Here is a 25,216-nt window from a genome sequence, read left to right on the forward strand (position 1 = left end):
GACTCGAGTAATTGATGCCGAGTCCAAAGAGAACTGTCTTAGGATGGGCTAGATATCAATAACGACTCGGTCCCTGCCGTTGTTTTTTGCTTGGTATAATGCAGCATCTGCTCTTTCGAAAGCTTCTTCAAGCGTTTCGTTTTCCATGACTTGTGCTGCACCTATAGATAATGTAACTGTAATTCTCTGATTTTTAAACTTAAATGGAATATTTTTGATTTTATCTTTAACGCGATTCAATAATTGAGAGATATTTTCGTCTGTAATATCAGGTAATAGTAATACAAATTCTTCGCCACCATAACGGGCAACAAACTCACTATCTCGTAATGAGTTTTTTAAGGCCATAGCAATAACTTGTAGGGTTTTATCTCCGGTGCTGTGACCAAAGGTGTCGTTAATCACTTTAAAATGGTCTATATCAGTAATGGCTATCCATAATGGCGTTTTAAAGCGGACATGGTTGCGATAGTCTTGCTCCATTCTATCTTCTAATGCTGTCCTGTTTGCCAGTTGGGTCAGCGGATCGAGTAGGTTGAGCTTTTGATGTTCAAACAGTTTTTCTTTGTAATTGTTGGCTTCTTGACTCATCGAGTTGAGTTCTTTACGCATAGATTCAATCGACTTACGTAACAGTGTTTGTTCGCGCTGCTCTAGGGCTTCTTTACGAGAAAGAGCATCACGAAGAGAGGATAACTGTATCGTTAGTTGGGTCTTTAATTCGTTAAGACTATCAGCATCAGCGACTAACTCGTCAGCGTTGTTAACGCGTAAATTAATCTCTTTATTTAATTGGCCTTTAAGCTGCTCACTGCGTTGGTTATTGTTATAGCTGTTATTGACGACATCGCGGACTATGGACAAGGCATCGTTAAGTGCAAATAAAAAGTCTTGTGATGCGCTTTTTTCACGTGCGATATTTTCTAACAGTAAACTCAATATTGATTGGTAAGAGTCGAGCAAACTGCTCAAGCTAATATCACCAAGTAATATTTCTTTTATGACTAGAATTTGGTCGCGTTGATCTTTTCTAAACTCAATTTCGGCAATCTTAGCAGCAAGCTCTTTGGCAAGTTGAACGTGCTGAGGCAAAATCTGGTAATCGTCTGCATCGGCAAATTCGTTTTTTAAAATTTCTTCATAGAAAAAAATCAGCTTTTCGACTTTTGGGATGTATTCCCATACTGTATGAAATGGTTTACCGAGTTCTTGTTTAAAATAAGTCAGTTCTTTTTTGAGTTTTTCTGGGGCTGAATCAATGCGTTGGATCTGACGGATGACTCGATTAAGCCCGTTACGGCTGTCTTCTAAACGCGTCATTGTTTGGTTGTATTGAGATTTTAACAAGCGTTCAATGTCGACTAATTCTGGCAGTGCTTCGTCAATTTGTTCAAAATTGTGCATATGATGGCGCAATTTTGCCAGTTTATTGTCGAGTTCAATACATTGTCCTTTGCAGGCAAGACTGAGATGGGAGATAAATTGAATCAGTGTTTTCAATTTACCATTGCGATCGACGTTTATCTCTTCGAGAGCAAGTTTGGCTGCGTGGAGCTTTTGCTTCATCAACGAAATTTGTGTTATCGCTGTATTTGACTCTTTCATGTTGCAGTGCCTACTCTCATTTTTCATCTAAAGGCATAGGTTGCCGTGATTGTTGCCATATTGAAGACATAATTTCGTTTTTTCATTAACTAATCTCTGATCAGTTAACACTATAGTAATATTATCTCAATAATGTTGTGCAGCAAATCCAATTACCGTACAAAACAGTATAAATAACTATAATTGCCAGTTTATTACGCGATTAATTATTTGGCCAATTTATACTTTGGGCATGACGATTACTTTCTGCACGAATGATGCCTCGGTTAAGTGCTTGAGTCAGATTTAAATAAAGTGGCCGCATAAAAATAGCCGCTGGTGCAAAATTAAGCGGCCTCAATGAGACATAAGCTGGTTGCTCGGCAATATCCATTGCCGCGGCAAGCGCATATTGTAATGTCTCAAATTGTAATTCTGCACTAATACTGACATCAGGGTTGGCGAGCAAGGGTAAACTAATGTGGCCAATGCTGGCATAGTGTTCGGTCGATTTTTGCGCAAAATTTGGAATCGTAAACTGCGTTGTTTTTAATTGCTTAAGACTCTCAATAACGGCATTTAATATAACATCAGCATCATACTGTTGATTAAAATAGCATCCAATCAGTCCTGAGCGTATGGTAAATACCTGAGTATCTAAGTGCTTACTGAATTGAATATTAAATTGTTGCATCAATGCCGTTGATTCTGTGAGTCCAAGTTGAATATCAATATTATTTAATTCGTTGATATTTACCAAAGCTAATGTTTTAGGTTCGGTATTTTTCAGCGTGCTGATCAGTTGAATAAATGCTCGGTAACCTTGTGCTTGTGTTATGGGATCGATTGTATTTAAACGTTGTGCGTTAAGGTACTGAGTATTGCGCTGTTGAAATTTTCTGTAGATAAAAATCAATAAGATAATCGCAATACTAAAAATAAGTACTAATACTAAAATGATAAATTGGTTGTATTTATTTTTAGTCGTTTGCAGTTCCAGTTTATTGCGCATTAAACCCAGTTCAAATTTTAATTTCTGTTCTGTTAGCTCTGAAAAGTCACTAGGTTGTTCGGTTTTACTCTGTGAATTATTGACTAATTCGACTATCTCATCGACAGTTTTAAGCGCTGCATTAATGTTGTTAGTTTTGCGATATGCGGTAGATAAATACCCTAAAGCCTCGGTTTGCACCTCGGTTAAATGCTTCTGTTTAGCCAGCTTAATCGCTTTATTTGCATGCTCAATCGCGTTTGTCCACATGCCTTCGTTGGTTGTTATTTGAGCAAAGAGGAGTTCGTTATGGACTAAGTAATGATCTACTTTTCGAGCTCTAAATATTTCATTTGCTCGTTGCATTACATCCAATGACGCCTGAATATTATGCAATTTAAAATAAGCCTCGCCTAAATTGTGATATGTGAGCCCAATTGCAATTTGGTTCCCCATTCGCTCATTTACTTGCTGGACATTTAAATAATAATCGATGGCTTTATTCCATTCCCCTTTGCCTGCGTAAATCATCGCCATAACAGTTAATGATTCTGACAAGTAGACATCCTGGCCGATTACTTGAAATATTTCCGCCGCATTGTGGGCATATTTGAGTGCATCATCCCATTGTTCTAAATCACGGTAGGTCCGCGCGAGATTGAGCTGTGTTTGGGCTTTAATGCCAGGGTAATCTAAGATGTTGGCTAAACGAAATGCTTCACTGTAATGCTGCAGTGACTTTGCTTGATCGCCATTCAGATTGTAATAACGGCCTAATTGCGATTCCGCATCGGCGATAAAATAATTATTGTGTAACTGATAAGCCATTTCACGATAACGATTTAAATGAGACAAGGCTGGCGTAGGTTGAAGTAACAATGAATGTAACATGTTCAATTGTTCATGCAGTGTTAACTTGAACAGGGTGCTTTCTAAGCTGATATCGGCGTTAACCATATTCAACGCATCATTGAATTCAACGATCACTTGATTATATTCTTGGTTTTTACGTCCCTTTATCCGTGCTTTAAGCATAATCACCATGGCTTTTTCAAGCGTTGTTGATGCAATGCTGTCTAACTGCGATATGAGTAATTCTGCATCTTGGTACTTAGTTGGCGATGTGAGTTTTGCTTGTAAATTAAGGCGAGCTAATAGCTCTAAATCACGATGGAGTTCATTTGGTTGAAAACCTAAATTTTCAGCGACTTGGTCGAATTCTGCTTTGTTTGAAAAGTGCAAAGGAAACTCGGTCGTTCTCAATAACTTGGTATAAATTTTTTGAGGATTTTCTTTGAACAATATTTCTTGCTGTTCAATATCTCTTGCGCACACTGCTGAACTTAATAGTATTGAACATAATATGATCAGAGGAAAACATCGCAGCATAGTAAAAGATACCTTTTTAGGATTAAAAAATGTGGACGTCATTATCAGCTGGTATCGATGAATAAATTAACATTGGTTTGTCATTGATACTAAGTATTCTCACTCAGTTACAAATTGCCACTGTGTTAATGAGTCTAGATCGTTATAATTGTTCGGAATTTAAAATAAAAACAATAGAATCATACCAGAAGGAACCTAGAGTGAAACCTACTTCTCTTGCAATTTTAGCTAGCAGTGCCATTTTTTTGATGACTTGGGCCATGCCAGCCCTTGCTGATGTTGATTACCATATTGATATTAATCAACCCGCACACCATTTAGCTCAGGTGAGTGTGTCATTTCCTCAAACTGATTCGCAGGTGCTAACGGTTAATTTACCAGTATGGCGAACCGGCCGTTATCAAGTATTGCCTATTGCTGATGGGGTTAGATTGTTTAATGCGACCGACAGCAAGGGTCAGTCGCTACCTTGGAAACGCACTGCCAGTGGTGAATGGCAAGTAACCTTAACTCAACCTACATCGGTTAAGGTGACATATCAGTTGCATGCTAATGAGCTTGGTGACCGATTACGTCACATTGATAGTAGCCATGCTTTCTTAGATGCCAGTGGTGTGTTTATGTATAGCCCTGCGTTTCGCCAGCAACCTATTACGGTCAATATGCAAGTGCCAAAAGGCTGGAAAAGTTATTCTGGAATGGACAGAGACGGCAAGTCACATTCATTTAAAGCAGCTAATTATGATGTCTTAGTTGACTCACCGATTGAGACGGGAATAAGCCAGCACTTTAGTTTCGATGCCGATAATCGCCAATATGAGGTGGTTTTTTGGGGGGAGGGGAACTACGACACCACGCAAATTATTGCTGATTTAGGTAAAATAAGCGCTCAAGCGTCAGCTATTTGGAACGGTTACCCGTTTAAACGTTATGTGTATATGGTGCATGCCACTAGCGGTGCACGCGGAGCCACAGAACACCTGAACTCAACAGTTATTCAATTACCGCGATTTAACTTTCGTGAGCGTGAAGATTATTTACGCTTTATTAGTACCGCATCGCATGAGTTTATTCATACTTGGAATGTAAAATCGTATCGTCCTCAAGGATTGGTGCCTTACGATTATCAGTCAGAGAATATGACGGATTTATTGTGGGTCGCAGAAGGTTCAACCAGCTATTTTCAAAATCAGTTGTTGTTACGTGCTGGGGTGATGACGGCAAAAGAATTCTTTGATGATTTGAGCTTACGGATAGTACTTAATCAGCATAATCCTGGGCGTGAAACCCAATCGGTTGCAGAAGCCAGTTTAGGTCAATGGAGTAGCACTTGGGGCGATTATGCGGTTAACCACAGTGTGAATATTTATTCTGAGGGATATTTAGCTTCACTGGCATTAGATTTCAGTGTGTTAACTGACAGTAAGCTAGCGCATTCTTATCGTGATGTGCACAAGGAGTTATATGAAAACTTTAAAATTCCAATGGGCTACACAGTGGCAGATGTGCAAAACATATTAACTACTCTCACCGGCAAAGATTATCAACCTTGGTGGCAGAAATTTGTGAATCAGCCAGTTAGTTTAGAGTTTAATGATCTATTAGCTCAAGCCGGTTTGGTAACCACTTATGGTGATAAGCCCAAAATACAAGTTGATACAGGCATGGGCTTATCCGGCTTATATGCAGATTTAGTATTAGCAACTGTGGCTAAAAATAGTCCAGCTTGGAAAGCCGGTTTAACGGCTGGTGATGAGTTAGTGGCGGTCAATGGTTTAAAAGTCACCGCAGACGGTTTTGCTAAACGCTTTAACGATTTTAGCCCTGGTGACACTGTCAAGGTGACGGTATTTAGTAATGATCAACTAAAAAATGTGAACTTAGTGTTGGCAGAACAACCGAAAGATAAGTTAGCGATTACTGCGGTTGATAATGTGACTGCTGAGCAAAAAGCTTTCTTTAAAGCATGGTTAGGTATTGATTGGCCTTTTGATACCGAAGGTAAATGGATTAACGCTGACGGCGAATAAGCTCTTACGTATGACTGAGTTATTTTGTTGTAGATAAAAAAATGCCCTGAAATTCAGGGCATATTTTATCGTGTTAACTTATGTCTGCGGGGCGGTTTCAATAAAAAACGGCTCTTTTTCAACTGCCGCTAAAAACAGTTTTAGCTTAGGGTAGTTAGCGATATGTATACGTTGGCGGAATATCGCCCAACTGAGGTAACAGGCCAGTCTTAGCTGTACATCATTAAAAGGGCCATGCAAAGGCAATTCAAATGTTTCAAGCTGCACTAATGTCGACTCAATTCGCTGCGCCTGTCTGATGGTATAATCAAAGCGCTCAATATCGACCCCATCACGAGACAAGAAGAATAAATTGATTGTGCTGTCCAGTGCTGTATTGATCATACAATATTGATCAAGCTCGACAGTGCTTTCAAGGAACGGCTTGTCCGACTTGCTGCGGATATATCGCAATATGGCACTAGAATCGGTTAGCGTTAACTCACCATCTTGTAAAAAAGGCACCCGTTTAGTCGGCGATAACGTCGCGCTGGTGGCGTGATCGGTTTCAATAAATTGGTAATCGAGCGTTGACTCAAGTAGTGCAATTCTACAATGGCGAACAAAAGGTGACGTATAACTTCCGTATAGTTTCATATTGTGTCCTTAGTTGGATTACACGCTTTGCTCTAGTGGACCAAAAGCTTGATTAACCGCATTAATAAACGCGACTAATTCACTGCCCATTAAGGCAAAATCTGCATCTAAACGGGCTAATGGGTCTTCTGTACCGACTTCATCATTACCTGCTCTAAATTCTTCAGAAAACTTAAGACGTTTAATCGTGGCATCAGATTGCATTAAAAAGGCAATCGACTGGCCAAAATGTAAGGCTAGTTTGTGTACTTGCTTGCCTGTTGCAATATGAGCGAGCACTTCATCTTCTTGGAGCACTTGTTGCTTAAAGCGTACGATACCGCCTTCATCAGAGTCAGACTTAAGTTCGGCTTCATCTTGCATCTCAAATGGTGCAGGAGCTTCACCTGCTTGTAACCACTGGGTTAACGTTGACTCGATTGGAGTTGCATAGCTTAACGGGATCACAGGTAAGCTGCCTAAGGCTTTACGCAGTAATGCTAATAACTCTTCCGCTTTAGTCGCACTAGAGCTATCGACTAAAATCATTTCCAGTTCAGGCATGATAAGTGCGTGTGTCTGGCTACGACGAGAAAATGCCCGAGGCAACAACGTCATGGTGATTTCATCTTTAATGGTGTCTTTTTCTTTTTTAGTGACTTTACGGTTCTCTTGATCTTCAATCTCCGCCACTTTTTCATCTAAGGCTTCTTTAATCACTTGGCCTGGGAGAATTTTTTCTTCTTTAGTGACACAAATTAAATGACGGTTTTCAGCACTGTGCACTAATGCTTGGCCTTTTTTACCTAAAGCATTTGAAAAACCAAACTTGCTGATGTCTTGGCTCGAACAAGGAGAAAAAGTGAAGTCAGCTAAGGCATTCTCTAATGTTTCGGTATCTGTCGTAAACGGTTTGTTGAAACGGTACAAGGTGAGATTTTTAAACCACATAGAAGGCTCTCATTAATTAACAGGAAAATTCAGTGACAGCAGTTTACGGTATAGAGGCAAAGTGGTAAACCATCAAAAAAGCATCAGTCGCAACACAGGTTCAGTCATCAGGATGAGAATTCATTAAACTGTCACATTACAATAACTCAGCTTGAAACCCTTGCTGTATCGAGGTTTCCTATAGGGTTAAATGGTTTGAAACAGTCAGAATGTGGATTTCATCTATCAGTGAAATATTTCTGAAACATTTGCAAGGCAGAATTCATCTCGTTCCGATACAACTAACCCAGAATAACCATGACGATATATGCGTCGAAAGGATGAAATGATGAACGTTTTTTGCAAAACACTATTAGCCTCTGCAATCGCAGCCTCAGTAGCTTCAAGTGCATACGCCGCAGATCCTCTTCAAGTTTACGGTAAGTTAAACGTAACAGCACAATCAAATGATGTTGCTGATGTCACTGAAACGACAATTCAAAGTAATGCATCACGTTTTGGTGTAACCGGTGCGTTTGAGTTAAGCAAATCATTAGAAGCTTTCTATACCATCGAATATGAAGTCAACACAGGTGATGCAAACAAAGAAAACTTTTTAGCACGTAACCAATTTGTTGGTTTAAAAGGTAACTTCGGTGCAGTATCAGTTGGTCGTAACGACACAATCCTTAAAGTATCTCAAGGTAAAATTGATCAATTCAACGACCTTTCTGGCGATATGAAAACCATGTTTAAAGGTGAAAACCGCATGGCTCAAACCGCAACTTACTACACGCCAGTATTTGGTGATTTCCAAGCGGGTGTGACTTATGTTGCCTCTGGTGATGCAGATCAAGTTGTTGGTAGTAACGTAGAAGGTGAAGATGGCGTGAGTATGGCGCTAATGTACGGTGATGCTGGATTAAAAAGCACACCAATCTACGCTGCAATTGCTTACGATTCAAAAGTAAAAGGTTATGACACTGCACGTGCTACTGTTCAAGGTAAAGTGGCCGGTTTAGTTATTGGTGGTATGTATCAGCAGCAAGAAAAACTAGACAGCGGTATTAAAGACAATGGCTACTTATTAAGCTCAGCATATGACATCAATGATGTTACTTTGAAAGCACAGTACTTAGACATGGAAAATAAAGGTAATTCATGGTCTGTTGGCGCTGACTACAAGTTAGGTAAGCCAACCAAGTTATTTGCTTTTTACACTGCAAACTCATTTGATTCAAACGATCAAGATGACAGCTACGTTGGTGTAGGTATCGAACATAAGTTCTAAATCTGTCGTTATTTGACGGTTAAATCTGCAATCAATAAAAAAGGGCTTTAAGCCCTTTTTTGTTATATCTAAATAACAGTAATGAATTTTTTATGACAAAATGGCGTATTTAATGCCAGAATCAAGCGTTATATCATAAATCTGTAACAAAAATGTCCAATAATAGTCCCGTGGCAAATTAACGTAGAAACCCAATATGACAGCTAGGATTTTAATAGTAGAAGATGAATCAGCAATCCGTGAGATGCTGACATTTGTGATGGATCAACATGGTTTTACGACAGCTGCTGCTGAAGATTTTGATTCGGCGATTGAGTTGCTTAAAGAGCCATACCCAGATTTAATCTTATTAGATTGGATGTTCCCTGGTGGCAGTGGCATTCAATTAGCTAAACGTTTAAAGCAAGATGAATTTACTCGTCAGATCCCAATTATTATGCTGACAGCACGTGGAGAAGAGGAAGATAAAGTCAAAGGCCTTGAAGTCGGCGCTGATGACTATATAACTAAACCTTTTTCACCTAAAGAACTCGTCGCTCGCATTAAAGCCGTTTTGCGAAGAAGTGCACCAACTCGGTTAGAAGAGACTATTGATGTGCAAGGACTGCAACTTGATCCTGTCAGTCATAGGGTGACCGTCGGTGATGCTGTGCTCGATATGGGGCCGACTGAGTTTCGTTTATTGCATTTCTTTATGACCCATCCAGAGCGAGTTTACAGCCGAGAGCAGTTACTCGATAACGTGTGGGGCACCAACGTGTATGTTGAAGATCGCACTGTCGATGTTCACATCAGACGCTTACGAAAAGCGGTCGAAGAGGGTGGACACGATAAATTGATCCAAACTGTTCGCGGTGCAGGTTACCGATTTTCAACCAGAATGTAATTCGTATTGGCAGCGCTAAAAGTTTTGTCATGTTAGACAGAGCTTTTAGAAACGCTTTTTTTGCTGTCTAGCCATAATAGCCTTTTTAGGCTATCTTGTGCTTCGTTGTTAGCCCTAATAATCAGTAACGGCACTGAATGTGTTGGCGGCGTTACTTTCGAATTTAGGTAGCCTATGTTTATCTCGTATTCTGGATATCGCTTATTTTTTCGCTTAGCGATGTTGCTTGTTCTATTTATGCTGGTCGGGGCTTTATTTGACCATGTTGTCGGCGTTATGCTTACGGGGACAATTGTATTGCTCGTGTGGCACTATCGCCAAATCGCTCGGTTAAACTTCTGGTTATGGAAAGATAAAAAGCTTACACCTCCTCAAGGTAGAGGAAGTTGGGAAGGAGTGTTTAATGGTCTTTATCGTTTACAAGGAAAAAATCGTCGTCGTGTAGGTCAACTTGCTACCTTATTGGGCCGCTTTCGCCAAGGAGCTGAAGCATTACCTGATGCTGCCGTTGTTCTGGATGCCGAGCACAATATTTTATGGTGCAACAAATTGGCTCAGCTAATCTTAGGATTTGTTTGGCCTCAAGATAATGGCCAGAGAATAGATAACCTTATCCGCCATCCTGATTTTTCAGTTTATTTAAAAGATGCCCAATATAACGAACCATTAGAAATTCCGTCTCCTGTCTCAGATAAGCGTTTACTTGAAATTCGAGTCATGAGCTATGGTGATCGTCAGTTGCTGCTAATCGCTCGAGACGTTACCCGAATACATCAATTAGAAGGCATGCGTAAAGATTTTGTGGCTAACGTGTCCCATGAATTGAAAACGCCATTAACGGTATTGCAAGGTTATTTAGAAATCATGCAAAGCATGGAGGATGCAAATTCACCTAACCAAAAACCATTATCACTAATGCAACAACAAACGACTCGAATGCAGTCGATGGTTGAGCAGTTGTTGGCATTGTCACGTATTGAAGATGCTGTCGATCTCGATTTATCGAAAATCGTCAATATGACGTTGATGATGGATATTCTTAAAGAAGAAGCTAAAGCTCTTGCTGGTACCGAATATACCTTAGTGTTTAATTGTGAAGCGGGGTTGAATACTCATGGTAATGAGTTGCAATTACGCAGTGCTTGCTCAAATTTAATTTCAAATGCAATTCGCTACACCTCTCCTGGGGGGACGATTGCGGTATCGTGGCGAAGTGTGGCAACTGGCGCACTTTTTTCGGTTAAAGATTCCGGTGTTGGCATCGCGCCGCAACATATTAATCGCTTAACTGAACGCTTTTATCGAGTCGATAATGCTCGCTCGAGTAAAACCGGTGGCACAGGCTTGGGGTTAGCTATTGCTAAGCACGCTTTAAACCATCATCACACCGAGCTTAACGTTACCAGCGAGTATGGCAAAGGCAGTATCTTCAGTTTTATCATTCCATCTCATTTGTTAGTGCGACAATAGTTGCAGTTATTAATAAAAAAACAGCATTTATGCTGTTTTTTTATGACTTAATTTTGGCTAATCTTAGTTGAGATTGACTGATATGACTCAGGCACACTTGTGTTGCGAAAGACCGCTTACCAAGTAGGCTTGAGCTAAGCTGAACACATATATCTATCTCGTTTATCTTTGCATTATGCATAGGCTTAAGCTGTTGGTTTTCGTTAGGCTAAACTTTGCATTATCAAACATGTTAGCTTTCTGTGTGGCATTAGCTATCACTAAGCGCTAACAACAAGGGATAACAATCGCTAACAACCGACAACAAGAATACCCGTCATAATGCTGTGACATATAGGTTATAAACCTTGCCAGTAAGTGATTAAGGTTTAATTTATTATTTTAAGCTCGCTAAAGTTTATCAATAGTATCAGCGTTTGCCTTCTTCGGTGAGTTTAGGCCATTTTACACTTCTTAAGTGCGATAAACTTATGCGGGGTAATTTTGTGTCATAAGCTTGTCTTGTCAGTATTATTGTGACAAGTAGTTAATTTAGTTAAGCTGGAATTGGCTATTGTTTATTATTTTACAGGCAAATTTATATTCGCATTGATTTTAAGTGTTTGATATTAATTGTGTTATTTTTTGTATTTGTTCATGTAATACTTTTGAACCTTGTGTCATCTAACTGTCACATCAACGTCATAGACTTGTCATCAATGAGGTCGATACTGACTACGTTTTAAAAACTTAGTACGCTTAATTCTGGAGCATTACAATGAAACTGAAAAAACTTGTCGGCGCAATTACTCTTACAGCCGCTGGCGTATTCTCAGCAGCATCTATGGCTGCTATAGATCCAACTTTACCATCATATGAAAAAACAAGTGGTGTTTCTGGTAACTTGTCTTCTGTTGGCTCTGATACATTAGCAAACATGATGACGTTATGGGCTGAAGAGTTTAAACACATCTATCCAAACGTTAATATCCAAATCCAAGCAGCGGGTTCTTCAACTGCGCCACCAGCATTAACTGAAGGTACTTCTCAATTCGGTCCTATGAGCCGCAAAATGAAGCCTAACGAAGTTGAAGCATTTGAAAAGCATTTCGGTTATAAGCCAACAGCGGTTCGTGTTGCTATCGATGCTTTAGCTGTATTCGTACACAAAGATAACCCAATTACAGGTTTAAGCATTGAACAAATTGATGCTATCTTCTCTTCTACACACAAGTGTGGCGGTAAAGAAATCAACCGTTGGGGCGATGCTGGTTTAGACGGCAACTGGGCAGCTAAAGACGTTCAGCTTTACGGTCGTAACTCAGTATCTGGTACTTACGGTTACTTTAAAGAAAAAGCATTATGTAAAGGTGACTTCCGTGCAAACGTGAACGAGCAACCAGGTTCTGCTTCTGTAGTTCAGTCTGTTTCTCAGTCACTTAATGCCATTGGTTACTCTGGTATTGGTTATAAAACAGCGGGCGTAAAAGCGGTAGCTATCTCTAAGAAAGGTGATAAGTTTATCGAAGCATCAGCAGCCAACGCAGCAGATGGTACTTACCCACTATCACGTTACTTATATGTTTACGTGAACAAGCATCCTAATAAAGACCTATCGCCAATGGATCGTGAATTCTTACGCTTCGTATTGTCTAAGCAAGGTCAGCAAATTGTTGAGAAAGATGGTTATGTTCCATTACCAACATCTGTGATTTCAAAAGATTTAGAGAAAGTCGGTATTACGCTTTAGTTAACTCACTTTCAGTAAACTTAAAAAGGCCTCTTTGAGGCCTTTTTTGTTTTTTAACGTGAAAAAAAATATAAAAAAAAGCAACCTAACTAAGAGGTTGCTGCTATTGCTAAGGGCAATGCTGTTGATAGATTTTTACAACTATCGAATAGGAGAATGATGATGAACAATAAGAAGCTACTTGGTACATAAAAAGTAATTCAAATTTGGTTCATATAATATGACTCATCATTTCTGAGTTAGTTCCCGATGATACTAAAAAAATGCATTTTTATATAAAAATAAGATTGGCAAAATAAGATGTGAGATTAAAACGTTTTATTTTTTAATGGGTTGTATTCATTATAATCTAGATAGATTTTTCTGGTTTCTGGCGCTTTATTCGTCTTTTACCCGAAATACATTAAGGCATACATTGTGAATGTGATTTACTTCGCGTTATGTTTTAGGTTTATGCCATTCGTCGCATGGCAAACATCAAGTCTAAATTGATGGCTTATTATTTTGCTTTTCCTGTGATCGATATTCCTCTGTGACCCAATACGGCACATTTTGATGATGCTAATGCTATTATCGTTACTGGATTTGATGTTTCTCTGCCAAGTAAGGGTTTTTTGTGACTGCAAAATGGAACGTACAACACGATTACCATTCAAGCGCCAATACGGATGCTTTATGTGTGCATCATCTTGATCTTAATCTCGTGGTTGATTTTGACTTACAGCAACTTATCGGCGTTGCCCGATTGCAATTTACGCGCACCATATCGGCAGTCTCATTAGTGTTAGATTGCCGAGATTTACTCATACAAGCTATCACCGACAGTCACGCTAATCCGTTGTCGTATACTATGAGTGATGTGAGTGACATACTCGGTCAAAAGCTGGTGATAGATATTGGGGAGCAAGTCGATGAGGTGGTGATTGATTATCGTACATCCACAAACGCTCAAGGGCTTCAATGGCTTACACCGCAACAAACCTTAGGTAAAAAATTACCTTACCTATTTAGCCAATCACAGCCCATCAACGCGCGTAGCTGGATACCTTTGCAAGATACCCCAAAAGCACGAATAACCTTTAATGCAACCATCAATGTGCCCCAGGGTTTACGTGCGGTAATGAGTGCCGAAAATATCCCTGACATGCCAGATGATGGTGTATTTACATTTTGCATGAATAAACCGATCCCGACACATTTACTCGCGATAGCGGTTGGAGAGCTAAGCTTTCAAGCAACAGGTCCCAGAAGTGGTATTTATACTGAACCCGGCATGCTTGCTGCGGCTGTCAAAGAATTTGAAGATACCGAGTCGATGATCCAAATCGCTGAGTCCATATTAGGACCTTATGCTTGGGGCCGCTTTGACATGATTATTTTGCCACCAAGCTTTCCATTTGGTGGCATGGAAAATCCCATGTTAGCGTTTATGACCCCGACATTAATTGCTGGTGATAAAAGTCTTGTTTCAACTGTTGCTCACGAATTAGCTCATTCTTGGACGGGTAATTTAGTCAGTAATGCAACTTGGCGAGATTTATGGCTCAATGAGGGATTTACCACTTATTTTACTAATCGTATTGTAGAAGCGGTTTATGGCGAAGAGCAGGCAGAACTCGAATGGGTTATCGAGTACGGACGTTTGCAAGAGGAAATGGGATCTACTCCCTTAGTCAGTCAAACCTTACCAGCCAATGTGCAAGATCGCGATCCTAATCTGGCATTTAATCGCTTTACCTACGATAAAGCATCGATGTTTGTGCATGAGCTTGAAAGTCGATTAGGCCGAGCTGCATTTGATAAGTTCCTATTTCAATATGTCGATTATTTTTCGTTTAGCGCCATTACCACTGAAACATTTATTGATTATGCCAAGCAAACGCTGTTGGTGGAATATCATGATAAGTTAACGTTATCAGAGCTTAACGAGTGGGTGTATGGACAAGGATTACCTCAATGGTTTATCGGTCCAACCTCAAGCAGTTTAGATAAAGTTGAGTTAGCCGTTGAGGCTATTATTAAAGGTACTCCTGCAATTGAGTTACAGGTCGATGGGTGGCGAGTTCACCACTGGCAGTATTTCCTCACCCAATTACCTTTAGTGGTCAGCCAAGCGGTATTATTAGATTTAGACGCTACATTTACGTTAACAAATAGCCCGAATGCAGAAATAGCCTGTGATTGGTATCGAGTTGCCATCCGTAATCATTTTGATCCTGTGTTACCTGCATTAAGTGGCTACCTATGCCGTATAGGTCGAGGCAAATTTGTTAGACCCTTGTTTGTTGAGTTACAAATAGCCGGTTACCAACAAGAATTACTCGATATTTATGCAAAAGCGCGCCCTGGCTATCATCCTTCTCTTCAAGTACAGCTAGACAAACTACTGATAATTTAAGTATTAACCTTTTTATTGCGTTGTTTTTGTCAAAAAATGATAAAAAAATGGCAGCCATATTGGCTGCCAAAATAATGCTTTGCGGGTTGTTATTAACGGTGCGCTAGCGTGTTAATACTTCCCAATAGGGATGATGATGAACAATAAACTGTGTTGCAATAACTTAATCTAAACTGGCGTATGGCATAAGCCGCGTGAATCATTTAGCCGTATAATCAATTAACTCGGGGGATGAAGATTAACTCATTATATGGCAATCATTTGAAACTACATTTTATCCGTACAATTAATAAGACTGGGCATAATCAGGAAAGTTCACTGAAAAAATGATTTTTTTGAATTTATTTTGCGTGCGATAAATCGCTTCAGTTATCGATGGACTTTTGCACAGATGCTGATCTCTTTTGAGTGGCCTTTATCGGAGTGAAGCCAGTATTTTGATAATAACTGCGCCATTAAAGATCAAAATTTAACCTAACTCGTTTGGGATTGTTGAGCTATTAGCATTATTGATGCTGCTCAATTCTTTGGGCGGATGATCAATATCATGTGTAAAAGGATTTCACACATTAATGGCAAAAAAATGGCAACCAATGTGGTTGCCTAAGTCGTTCTTTGTAGGTCGTAATTAACGGTGCGCTAGCGTGTTAATACTGCCTAAATAGGAATGATGATGAACATAAAACGGTATAGTAGTAATAATCCTAACTAAAAACTTGTGATAAGTGATGTCAATAATTTAGCAATAATCAATTAACGCTGATGGAGAAGCTAACTCATTATGCTGCACTTACTTAAACTATTCTTACTCCGTACAATTAATAAGACTGGCTGTCATCAGGAAAGTTCACTGAAAAAAAGATTTTTTTTGAATTTAATTTATCAGAGTCATATTTTCGGTGTCTTCAGCGTATATCTTTGCGGATAATAGCCAAAGATCATGAGTATATAGCGTTTATATTATGCAATGAGTGATTTTTTTTATTTAGTTTATCAATAGGTTGGTTTTTAGCGCTTTAGCTGGGTCTGGTCTTATAAGCTACTTTTAAACTATTGTGTATGCTCAGGAAGGCGTCGATGTGATGCCAACAGATAAAGATTATTGGCAAATATAAGCTAAAAAAATGGCAACCAATATGGTTGCCTAAGTCGTTCTTTGTGGGTTGTGATTAACGGTGCGCTAGCGTGTTAATACTCGCCAAATAGGGATGATGATGAACAATACACATAAAGCTGTTGTAACAAGTAAATACAAACTAAACATTGGAGAACGGTTTAACGAGTTTGTCTCCTTACTGGTTACATATATTCTGACTAGGGGGATTGGTAAAAGTTCACTCAGTGACAAAAAAATTTAAAAATAATTGCTGAGTAAGATTTCGTTAACGTTTATCGCGCAAAGCCGGTAACTAAGATTTAGCGGCAAATAAGCTTGTATCAGAATAATGAGGTCATGTAATCCAGAGTGAATGATGTGTTTAACAAACATAAAAAAAGGCAATCAAATGATTGCCTATCGATCGACTTAGCGATCAAGGGGACCGCGCTAGAAGTCCCAGGGAGATGATGAACAAAAAGTGAATATCACTGTTACTAAGTTTGAGTACCTGATGGTTAAAAAGTTCAATCTAGATACAAATTTTTATCGAAATAAAGATATAAATTTTATATTTTATAACTATCAGTAGCTTAGGTTTGTATTATTTTTGCTGTTTTTGAGATTTAAATTTGATGGTTAAATTTAAACATTGCAAAGGGAGCTAACGCGTCAATTTATTTCTGTCTTCTTGGTAACAGTAAGGCGATTAATATGATATCAATCGCCTAGCGTAAACACCTATTGCGCACGTAATGACAATATTCGAGTGATTAACTGAGTAACTTTTCAATAATAGTATTAAGCTCTTCTGGCTTAGTGGTTGGCGCATAGCGCTCAAGGATATTCCCTTGTTTATCAACTAAAAACTTAGTGAAGTTCCATTTAATAGATTCACTCCCTAAAAGACCTTTGGCAGACTTTTTAAGATGTTGGTACAAAGGATGACTGTTATTACCATTAACTTCAATTTTGCTAAACAGTGGAAATGTTACGCCAAAATTTAGTTGGCAAAATTGGCTGATCTCATCTTCGTTACCTTGTTCTTGTTTACCAAATTGATTACAAGGAAAGCCTAAGATAACTAAACCTCTATCTTTATATTGCTGATATAAATCCTCAAGTGCTTTGTATTGCGGAGTAAATCCACATTTACTTGCAGTGTTAACAATAAGCAAGACCTTATCTTTAAACTGCTCCATGACAAGGTCTTTGCCTTGAATATCTTTTACGCTAATAGAATAAATTGCTGCAGTCATCAGATGCTCCTTTATATGAAAGATAGACTATATTATAAACATGATTAGTTGGCAATTAAGTTGTGGGCAATTTAATTTATCTGTTTGCTTATCAATACTAATTTCAATATAGTTTGCGCATATTTTACTACTAAGAATTAAGGACGGGCTTATGAATGATGTAAAGAACGAACTTAACTCTGAAGATGAAATCGACACCAGTTCGCAACCACAAGCAGATGTCAGCCAAGTGGTACATTTGTTAACTGAAGCAGAAGGTGATGAGCAGGCTGAAATGTTCAGTGAGATCTTAACTGAAGCCGAGCCGGGCACCATTGCACTATTACTCGAATCGTTACCACTGGATGAGCGTTATGAACGCTGGCAGCAAGTTGATGTTGAAGAACGTGTCGACGTTTTAAATTTAATGCGCGCCGATCCTCGTTTAGGCATTGTAAAGAAAATGCCCGACGAGGAATTAGACTTACTCTTTTCTCAATTAAGTCCTGAAGATCTTATTGAGTGGAGTGATTCGTTACCTGACAATATTACTGATCGTGCATTGGCTCAGATGGGCGAGCGTCAGCGTAAGCACTTCGAACTGTATGATCAATATTCTGAAAATGAAATCGGTCGTTATGCCGATCACCAGATGCTGGCATTAAGTCTTAATTCTACCGTTGCACAAGGACAACGTTTTTTTCGTCGAATCGATTTAGATTGTAATGACCACCTATTTTTGGTCGATAGTAACGATAAATATTTAGGAACAGTGCGGCGTTATGACGTATTCAGAACGGCAGATCTTGACACTCAACTGCACGTCTTAAAATGGGATGACAGCCGAGTTATTTCCGCTGATTCATCTTTAATTGAAGCCGCCGAAGCGATTGAGCATAGTCGTGAGCTTGAATTACCGGTTGTTGATGAAGACGGTATATTGATTGGCCGCATGACATTGCGAACAGCGACAGCCTTAGTGCGTGAACATTATGAAGCACAACTAATGGCAACCGCAGGTATGGATGAACACGACGATTTATTTGCTCCAATTGTCATTGGTGCCAAACGTCGTGCCGTGTGGCTAGGGATTAACTTACTTACTGCATTTTTAGCTTCTGCTACCATTGGTTTATTTGAGAATGTATTGTCGCAGGTTGTTGCATTAGCGGTATTGATGCCCATTGTGGCATCAATGGGGGGGATTGCGGGGAGCCAATCATTAACGTTGATGATCCGTGGTATGGCAATGGGTCAAATTTCAGCTGGTAACGTCATGTCGTTGATGAAAAATGAGCTAGGGATCGGTGCGCTTAATGGCATGCTATGGTCAATTGTCATTGGTATCATTGCGGGTTGGTGGTTTGACGATACGATCATGGGTATTGTTATTGCTTGTGCAATTTTAATCAATATGGCGGTTGCTGCTATTGCCGGGGTGATGGTACCGATGATTTTACAGCGTTTTAATCAAGATGCGGCTTTATCGGGATCGGTTATTCTCACCACTGTGACCGACGTGGTAGGTTTTTTTACCTTCTTGGGATTAGCGACCATACTGTACCTGTAAACAGAAATACTCTAATCACTGATTGCTCACGTTTTACAGCATGAACATCCACAATAAATTAGTTTGTCTAAATGGTCTTGAATTGCTCAAGGCCATTTTTTTTAGCCAATAAAAAAGCAAGTTTCAGGCAACTTGCTTTTTAAACTTGATGAGAAAATCCTGATAAATTACTTCCACTTAGCAGGTGCAAACTCCGTTTCAGCATTATCGTCAAAGTAACGTCGTTTAGTATCTCGGCGGCGCTGTTTTACTTTTTTCGACTTCGGTTTTCCCTTGATGTTATCGCCCCATGGCGCATCATCTTCATCAAATTCAAATGAGTGTGACATTTTCAACATTCCAGATAACTGTACCTCTGTTGGTACAGCCTCTTTTTACCTAAAGTTAATAATAAGCTAAAGCGAAATATTTCATCCTTGATGGTAAAAATTATTGCACGTGAAAATGACATTGAGATGACAATTGAATCTTTGCTAAAAATAAATCATCTTTTCTTTGTACGAGTTCATGCAGACAAAGTGTTAATTACAGTTAATAAAGTTTTGCTATAGCAATGATCACTGATACATGGCTGTCTAGCGCGCTAAATTGAGGTCTTGTGATGATTAATACACATTGTTTTGATGTTATAGGCGAGAGTCAATTAGCCGATGCAAAAAAGCTTATCACAGATGCTGGTGTTGTTATTGCTTGGGTAAACGCTTATCAAGTGCATTGCGCCAATAGTAAATAGCAGATCATTGTTTTGTGAATAATGTTTTCATAGATTGCGCGCAACAGCGTCAATCATTATTGAATGCCAAATTAAGCCTAATCACGCTGAGTATCACAAGCGTTATGAAATTATTCTGTGGTTGTTGTTTGCTGATCTAATGCTTGAATTTTATTAACTCTATATCGCTGTGCATCAGGTCCTTTAATCTGCCGGGATTTAACATCTAATAGGTATAAGTGATCTGAATAAACGCGGTAAATATGACCACGGTCTAAGATAATAATATTACCGGTTTTATCCCATTTAAAGGTACCGCTTCCTTGAAAGGGAATGTTATCAGTGCCTAAACGGACAGTATAGATGGTGTATTTGTTTGGTTTGATAAGTTCTAGTGTGGTGTCCATACCATCACAGCTTGGGCATGGAAATATTCCATGGTATACACCTTGCCATTGCAAGTCTGTTTTACTGCTTGTTGTGGTATCAATATTAGAAGTGTCTTGTTGGCCGCAGCCAAGTATTATTAGTATGAATATCAACCATACATTTTTCATCTAAAATCCTTTTAGATACAAAATTGTCGTGCATATGACGCTCGGCAGTTCTGGGGTGATTCTTGTTAAGTTAAAAATAAGCCATCTACAAGAGTACTATTTCTCATCATGAATATTGCAATATTCACGATTTAATTTATGTTCAATCGGTATCTCAAGACCCAGAGTATACTTCTGGTTTTAACATCGACCGATGTGGTTAGCTTATCTATAGATATATCATAAATTTTGAGCCCTAACGTTAAATTTATGTTTTGATGTCAAAAAATTGTTTTATCTCGTCAATTCTGTCCATTGCATCCTGATAGCCTAAGTCTATCAAGGTACTAGTATAGGTTTTTTCGAATAACAGGTATGACACAATACTTGAATCTGATTGTCGATTAATGCCGAAAAATTTTAATAACGTTTTGATGGCAAACGGCATGTCATCATAAAATCGCTCTGCAATGCGACTTAAATCTTGGCTTGGTTTAATCACTAAGGTATCAATATGGCGTAAGTTTAATGTCTCACGATCTGTGGCGGATATCATTGATAAGGTGTTATTGACCCGCTGTAAACGTTCTAAGTCACTGTTTAAGGTGTCCGAGAAAATCGTATCTAATAAATGACCAGCAATGGTTGCCGTTTTTGGATGATATTCAAATTCGATGGGGAAGTGTTTGTGAGGACTGTCTAAATTAATCACAAATATTTTACTCGCACCAAGGTGGATCGGACTTGATAATGGCGATAATTGATGGACAGAACCATCACCATAATAGGCCTGATTAAGTTTAATTGATGGAAATACCATTGGGATTGCTGAGCTTGCTAGCAGGTGTTCAGTGTGCAATAAACTTCGGATACCAACGCGTCTAGCACGTTGCCAATCGTCAATGTGATCATTACCTTGATAGAAGCTATATGATCGTGAATTGTTGTAGCACGAGCAATCGATACTGACAGCTTTGAGTGCTTTATTACCGATATTGCGATCAATTCTTTTAAAATCAATCAGTTTATTCAACAAATGTCGTAATGGCTGATTATCGAGTAGGCTGCCAGCATCCGGGTTTACTTTATCGTCTTGGAGGCCTTTAATTGCCATTTTTCCCAAATGCCTCAACACTTGCGCAATCGATGCCCGATAAACCTGATGGGTTTCAAAATGGCGCCACACCCAATCCAGTTTTTTTATGCCTAAATGGAAGCAAGATGCGTGGGTGGCCAGGGACGTTGCATTAATGGCTCCAGCGGATGTACCGCAAATTATATCAAATGGAACATTATGGTTGCGGGGATAAAACTGTACTAGGGCTTTTAATACCCCTATTTGATATGCCGCTCTAGCACCACCACCACCTAATACCAATGCTGTTGATATTGACAAGCTTTATCCCTTAATCTTTTTGATGGACGAATTTCTAGTATGAGTGGTTTTAATGTTATATACCAGTTGTCAATAAGTCGACTATGCTATTTATTGTCTATACTTTAATCTGCTTAAAACATTCGCCATAAGACATAACGATGAGTATTTATTGCATAAAAAAATATCCAGATTAATACTAGATAAGATCTAAGGTGTTTTTTTGCTCGTATATGTATTATTAATGTTAACTAAATGTCATGATTAATGATGTTTTTATGGTCTAAGATGTTGATTTTGAAAATGGCCACTCGTTGATTTTTAGCTAGTATTCAATTGGTAATTCAATTTTAAGGATGGCATGTGGCACTGTTTAAGACAAAATCAGAAGTATCGGTTGATAACGATTCAATCAATAAGGCTATCAGACTTTCGCCTTGGAAAATTGCTATTATCGATGATGAAATTGGCATCCATGATGTGACTAAGTTTGCCTTGGGTCATTTCGAATTTGACGGTAAAAAGCTCGCTTTCTACTCCAGCTTTACTGCTAAAGAGGGCTTTGCTTTACTACGTGATGAGCCTGATATCGCACTCGCGTTTATCGATGTGGTGATGGAAAATGACCATGCGGGGCTTGATTTAGTTGAGCGTATCCGTAATGAGTTAAACAACCACAGCACGCGGATTATTCTCCGAACAGGGCAGCCAGGTTGTGCACCAGAAGAAAGGGTCATTAGAGAGTTTGATATCAATGACTACAAGGCTAAAACTGAGTTAACTTCGACTAAGCTTAAATCATGTGTTTATACATCGTTACGCTCATATCGAGATATTAAAACGATTGAACAAAGTCAGCGAGGGATGGAGAAAGTTATTCAAGCTTCTTCATCTGTCTTGTTAAGCCATACCCTGCATAATTTCGGCAGCGCGGTTCTCGAGCAGACATTGCAATTGCTTAATTTAAGTAATTCAGCGCTATACCTGACCAGTTTTCGCGAAGACTTGTATCAAGATACTCAGATGAATTTACTTGCGGCAACAGGCAGTCTGGTCAGTTATCGTGAGATAGATAATGTCGAATCACTACCCGGTGAAGTTAAAGAGTATATTATTGAAGCCATCACCTTAGGCAAGTCGGTTATTCATGACAATATTTATGTGGGATTTTATAAATTTGGCCTAGATGTCACGAGTATCTTGTATCTACAACATGATACCGAATTAACCCCTTTGCAAGTCAGAATACTAGAATTATTTGCCGCCAATGTCAGCCTGACTTTTGAAAACCTTTCTAGCAAAGAAAATGTCCAACAAACCCAACGTGAGCTAATCCTTATTATTGGTGATGCCATTGAGCAGCGCAGTAAAGAAACCGGTGCCCATGTAAGGCGTGTTGCTGTGATGAGCGAAATGTTAGCTCAATATGTTGGCATGAGTGATGATTTTGTTGAAACAATTCGTTATGCCGCTCCGTTACATGATGTTGGTAAAATCGGTATTCCTGAGAGCATTCTCCATAAACCCGCTAAATTGACTCCTGATGAATGGGAAATAATGAAAACCCATGCAGAAAAGGGTTATGCCTTGCTTGCTGCATCAAACCGTATTATTGCCAAAATGGGCGCGAGAATTGCCTACACCCATCATGAGCGATGGGATGGTAAGGGCTACCCTCGTGGCTTAGTGGGTAATGAGATACCTATTGAAGGTCGAATCATGGCTATCGTTGATGTCATTGATGCCTTACTTTCTAAACGTAGTTATAAAGAGGCATGGCCCGCTGAAAAGGTAAGAGATTATTTAATTGAGCAGTCTGGTAATCAATTTGATCCACTTATGTGCACTGCAAGTTTGGCATTACTGAATCAGTTTGTGAAGATTCAACAGGAAATGCCGGATTAATAACTGATACCAACAGATTAAGCTATTTAATATGAATCCAATATGTGAGCGGGTATTGCTAGAAGTCAGCCAGTCTGAGTTGATTGATTTGGGCGATTTAGATTTTGCGTCAACCTTGATTATTAAATCAGTATGTCGTGGGCTGAATATAGGTCGAGCCGGTATTTGGTTATTAACTGACGATAATCAGTCAATTGATTGTTTTTTATTAATCGACAATGACACCAAACAACATAATATTACCTTAACCCGATCCCAGTTCCCCAGTTACTTTAAGGCTCTTGATACAGAGAGAATTATTGCTGCCAGTGATGCTTTGACCGATCCAGCCACATACGAATTCGCTGATATCTATTTGCGCCCTAACGCAATTACCGCAATGTTGGACAGCCCTATTAGGCATGCGGGTAAGATGATCGGGATTATTTGTTGTGAGCATAAAGGTGAGATTAGGCACTGGACCTATGATGAACAAGCATTCGTGAGTTCGTTAGCCGATTTGTATGGCCGTGCAGTCAATGCTAAAAAAGTCAAAGCTTATCAAATTGAACTTGAATCGATTAATAGTGCTTTAGAAACACAAGTTGAGAAAAGGACAGCAGAACTCAAAAGAGCCATCAAAAACTTGCAGATAACTCAAGCGAGCTTGATAGAAAATGAGAAATTAGCCGCATTGGGGAATCTCGTTGCGGGTGTTGCGCATGAAGTGAATACCCCACTAGGTATTTCGGTCACCTCCACCAGTCATTGTATTGATGAGCTCAATAAACTCAAAAAGTATTATGGGGCAGGTGATCTTGATGAACAAAAGTTTGTTGATTTCATGGACACACTGACCGACGGCCTTAATCTTGTCGAACGCAATTTGTCGCGAGCCGCTGAATTAGTACATAACTTTAAGCGCACGGCGGCAGATCAACTTGTTATAGAGAAAGAAAATATTAACTTAACCGAGTATTTAGAACAGATTTCATCGCCATTACGACCACTCACTCGTAAGCAAGGCATTGAGCTGAATATTCAATTAGAACAACAGCTGTTTGTTAATTCTTATCCTGGTGCCATCGCGCAGATTTTTACTAATTTAGTCTCCAATTGTTTTAGACATGCTTTTCCTGAGGGATTTCCAGGGAAGAAACGCATTCTCTTAGGCGCAGAGATGTGTGGCGATGAAATAAAAATGTTCTATAAAGATAATGGTAAAGGATTAAGTAAAGACGTTAAAAGTAAAATTTTTGAGCCATTCTTTACCACTGCACGAAATGTCGGCGGTACTGGTTTAGGCATGTCTATTGTGCATAACCTAGTAACACAAAAATTGGCCGGTAGGATTGAGATTGTTTCAGAACTTAATCAAGGTTTTGAAGTCGATATTTATATTAAAGATCTAGATTAAAGATCTAGATTAAAGATCTCGATTAAAGAGAATTTAAGAATAAAAAAACGCACTCGAAAGTGCGTTTTTTCCATG

The 25,216-nt window shown here is 39.1% G+C and carries 18 protein-coding genes; 10 read left to right on the forward strand and 8 right to left on the reverse strand.

From position 1 onward, the window contains the following. Positions 1–48: 48 nt before the first annotated feature. Both H5114_RS14070 and H5114_RS14075 read right to left on the reverse strand, forming a co-directional pair. Positions 49–1,605, reverse strand: a complete 1,557-nt coding sequence (locus H5114_RS14070) for a GGDEF domain-containing protein (RefSeq protein ID WP_124017966.1) — start codon at positions 1,603–1,605, stop codon at positions 49–51. A gap of 202 nt (positions 1,606–1,807) precedes the next feature. Continuing rightward, positions 1,808–3,910: a lipopolysaccharide assembly protein LapB gene (locus H5114_RS14075; RefSeq protein WP_182723261.1), complete on the reverse strand. Its 2,103-nt coding sequence runs from the start codon at positions 3,908–3,910 to the stop codon at positions 1,808–1,810. A gap of 254 nt (positions 3,911–4,164) precedes the next feature. Between H5114_RS14075 and H5114_RS14080 the strand changes: the two genes are divergently transcribed. After that, a complete protein-coding gene (locus H5114_RS14080; RefSeq protein ID WP_182723262.1) occupies positions 4,165–5,994 on the forward strand; it encodes a M61 family metallopeptidase in 1,830 nt (609 codons plus the stop codon). 78 nt (positions 5,995–6,072) lie between these two features. On the opposite strand, the gene H5114_RS14085 is transcribed toward H5114_RS14080, so the two are convergent. Beyond that, positions 6,073–6,630: a glutathione S-transferase family protein gene (locus H5114_RS14085; protein ID WP_124017968.1), complete on the reverse strand. Its 558-nt coding sequence runs from the start codon at positions 6,628–6,630 to the stop codon at positions 6,073–6,075. Between the two features lie 18 nt (positions 6,631–6,648). Continuing rightward, positions 6,649–7,560, reverse strand: coding sequence for a recombination-associated protein RdgC (rdgC, locus tag H5114_RS14090; protein WP_124017969.1), 912 nt, complete (start codon positions 7,558–7,560; stop codon positions 6,649–6,651). 325 nt (positions 7,561–7,885) lie between these two features. On the opposite strand from rdgC, the gene H5114_RS14095 reads away from it, so the two are divergent. The 5 genes from H5114_RS14095 to H5114_RS14115 all read left to right on the forward strand — a co-directional run bounded on the left by H5114_RS14095 (position 7,886) and on the right by H5114_RS14115 (position 15,313). After that, positions 7,886–8,830, forward strand: coding sequence for a porin (locus H5114_RS14095; RefSeq protein ID WP_124017970.1), 945 nt, complete (start codon positions 7,886–7,888; stop codon positions 8,828–8,830). A gap of 196 nt (positions 8,831–9,026) precedes the next feature. Beyond that, positions 9,027–9,716: a phosphate regulon transcriptional regulator PhoB gene (gene phoB, locus H5114_RS14100; protein WP_011638217.1), complete on the forward strand. Its 690-nt coding sequence runs from the start codon at positions 9,027–9,029 to the stop codon at positions 9,714–9,716. A 174-nt stretch (positions 9,717–9,890) separates the two neighbouring features. Continuing rightward, the gene (phoR, locus tag H5114_RS14105) at positions 9,891–11,186 is read left to right on the forward strand and encodes a phosphate regulon sensor histidine kinase PhoR (protein ID WP_124017971.1); all 1,296 of its coding nucleotides are present in this window, start codon (positions 9,891–9,893) and stop codon (positions 11,184–11,186) included. 757 nt (positions 11,187–11,943) lie between these two features. Beyond that, positions 11,944–12,915, forward strand: a complete 972-nt coding sequence (locus H5114_RS14110) for a PstS family phosphate ABC transporter substrate-binding protein (protein WP_124017972.1) — start codon at positions 11,944–11,946, stop codon at positions 12,913–12,915. Between the two features lie 616 nt (positions 12,916–13,531). Further along, positions 13,532–15,313 carry a M1 family metallopeptidase gene (locus H5114_RS14115; protein WP_182723263.1) on the forward strand — a complete coding sequence of 594 codons (1,782 nt, stop codon included), beginning with the start codon at positions 13,532–13,534 and terminating at the stop codon, positions 15,311–15,313. 1,869 nt (positions 15,314–17,182) lie between these two features. Here H5114_RS14115 and H5114_RS14120 read toward each other — a convergent pair. Continuing rightward, on the reverse strand, positions 17,183–17,668 hold the full coding sequence (locus tag H5114_RS14120) for a glutathione peroxidase (RefSeq protein ID WP_182723264.1): 486 nt from the start codon (positions 17,666–17,668) through the stop codon (positions 17,183–17,185). A 151-nt stretch (positions 17,669–17,819) separates the two neighbouring features. Here H5114_RS14120 and H5114_RS14125 point away from each other — a divergent pair, with 151 nt between their 5' ends. Next, on the forward strand, positions 17,820–19,217 hold the full coding sequence (locus tag H5114_RS14125; protein ID WP_124017975.1) for a magnesium transporter: 1,398 nt from the start codon (positions 17,820–17,822) through the stop codon (positions 19,215–19,217). 167 nt (positions 19,218–19,384) lie between these two features. On the opposite strand, the gene H5114_RS14130 is transcribed toward H5114_RS14125, so the two are convergent. Next, the gene (locus H5114_RS14130; RefSeq protein ID WP_124017976.1) at positions 19,385–19,546 is read right to left on the reverse strand and encodes a small highly charged protein; all 162 of its coding nucleotides are present in this window, start codon (positions 19,544–19,546) and stop codon (positions 19,385–19,387) included. Positions 19,547–19,818: 272 nt separating this feature from the next. Between H5114_RS14130 and H5114_RS20535 the strand changes: the two genes are divergently transcribed. Continuing rightward, complete coding sequence (locus tag H5114_RS20535) at positions 19,819–19,950, forward strand: hypothetical protein (RefSeq protein WP_259395305.1); 132 nt, start codon at positions 19,819–19,821, stop codon at positions 19,948–19,950. A gap of 110 nt (positions 19,951–20,060) precedes the next feature. On the opposite strand, the gene H5114_RS14135 is transcribed toward H5114_RS20535, so the two are convergent. Continuing rightward, entirely contained in the window at positions 20,061–20,486 is a 426-nt protein-coding gene (locus H5114_RS14135) for a copper resistance protein NlpE (RefSeq protein WP_182723265.1), read from the reverse strand. Positions 20,487–20,733: 247 nt separating this feature from the next. Further along, positions 20,734–21,861, reverse strand: a complete 1,128-nt coding sequence (locus H5114_RS14140; RefSeq protein ID WP_124017978.1) for a patatin-like phospholipase family protein — start codon at positions 21,859–21,861, stop codon at positions 20,734–20,736. A gap of 342 nt (positions 21,862–22,203) precedes the next feature. Between H5114_RS14140 and H5114_RS14145 the strand changes: the two genes are divergently transcribed. Both H5114_RS14145 and H5114_RS14150 read left to right on the forward strand, forming a co-directional pair. Next, complete coding sequence (locus H5114_RS14145) at positions 22,204–23,745, forward strand: DUF3369 domain-containing protein (protein ID WP_124017979.1); 1,542 nt, start codon at positions 22,204–22,206, stop codon at positions 23,743–23,745. Between the two features lie 31 nt (positions 23,746–23,776). After that, entirely contained in the window at positions 23,777–25,141 is a 1,365-nt protein-coding gene (locus H5114_RS14150) for a sensor histidine kinase (RefSeq protein WP_182723266.1), read from the forward strand. Positions 25,142–25,216: the final 75 nt, after the last annotated feature.

The organism is Shewanella sp. SR43-8, assembly GCF_014163775.1.
GTDB lineage: Bacteria > Pseudomonadota > Gammaproteobacteria > Enterobacterales > Shewanellaceae > Shewanella > Shewanella vesiculosa.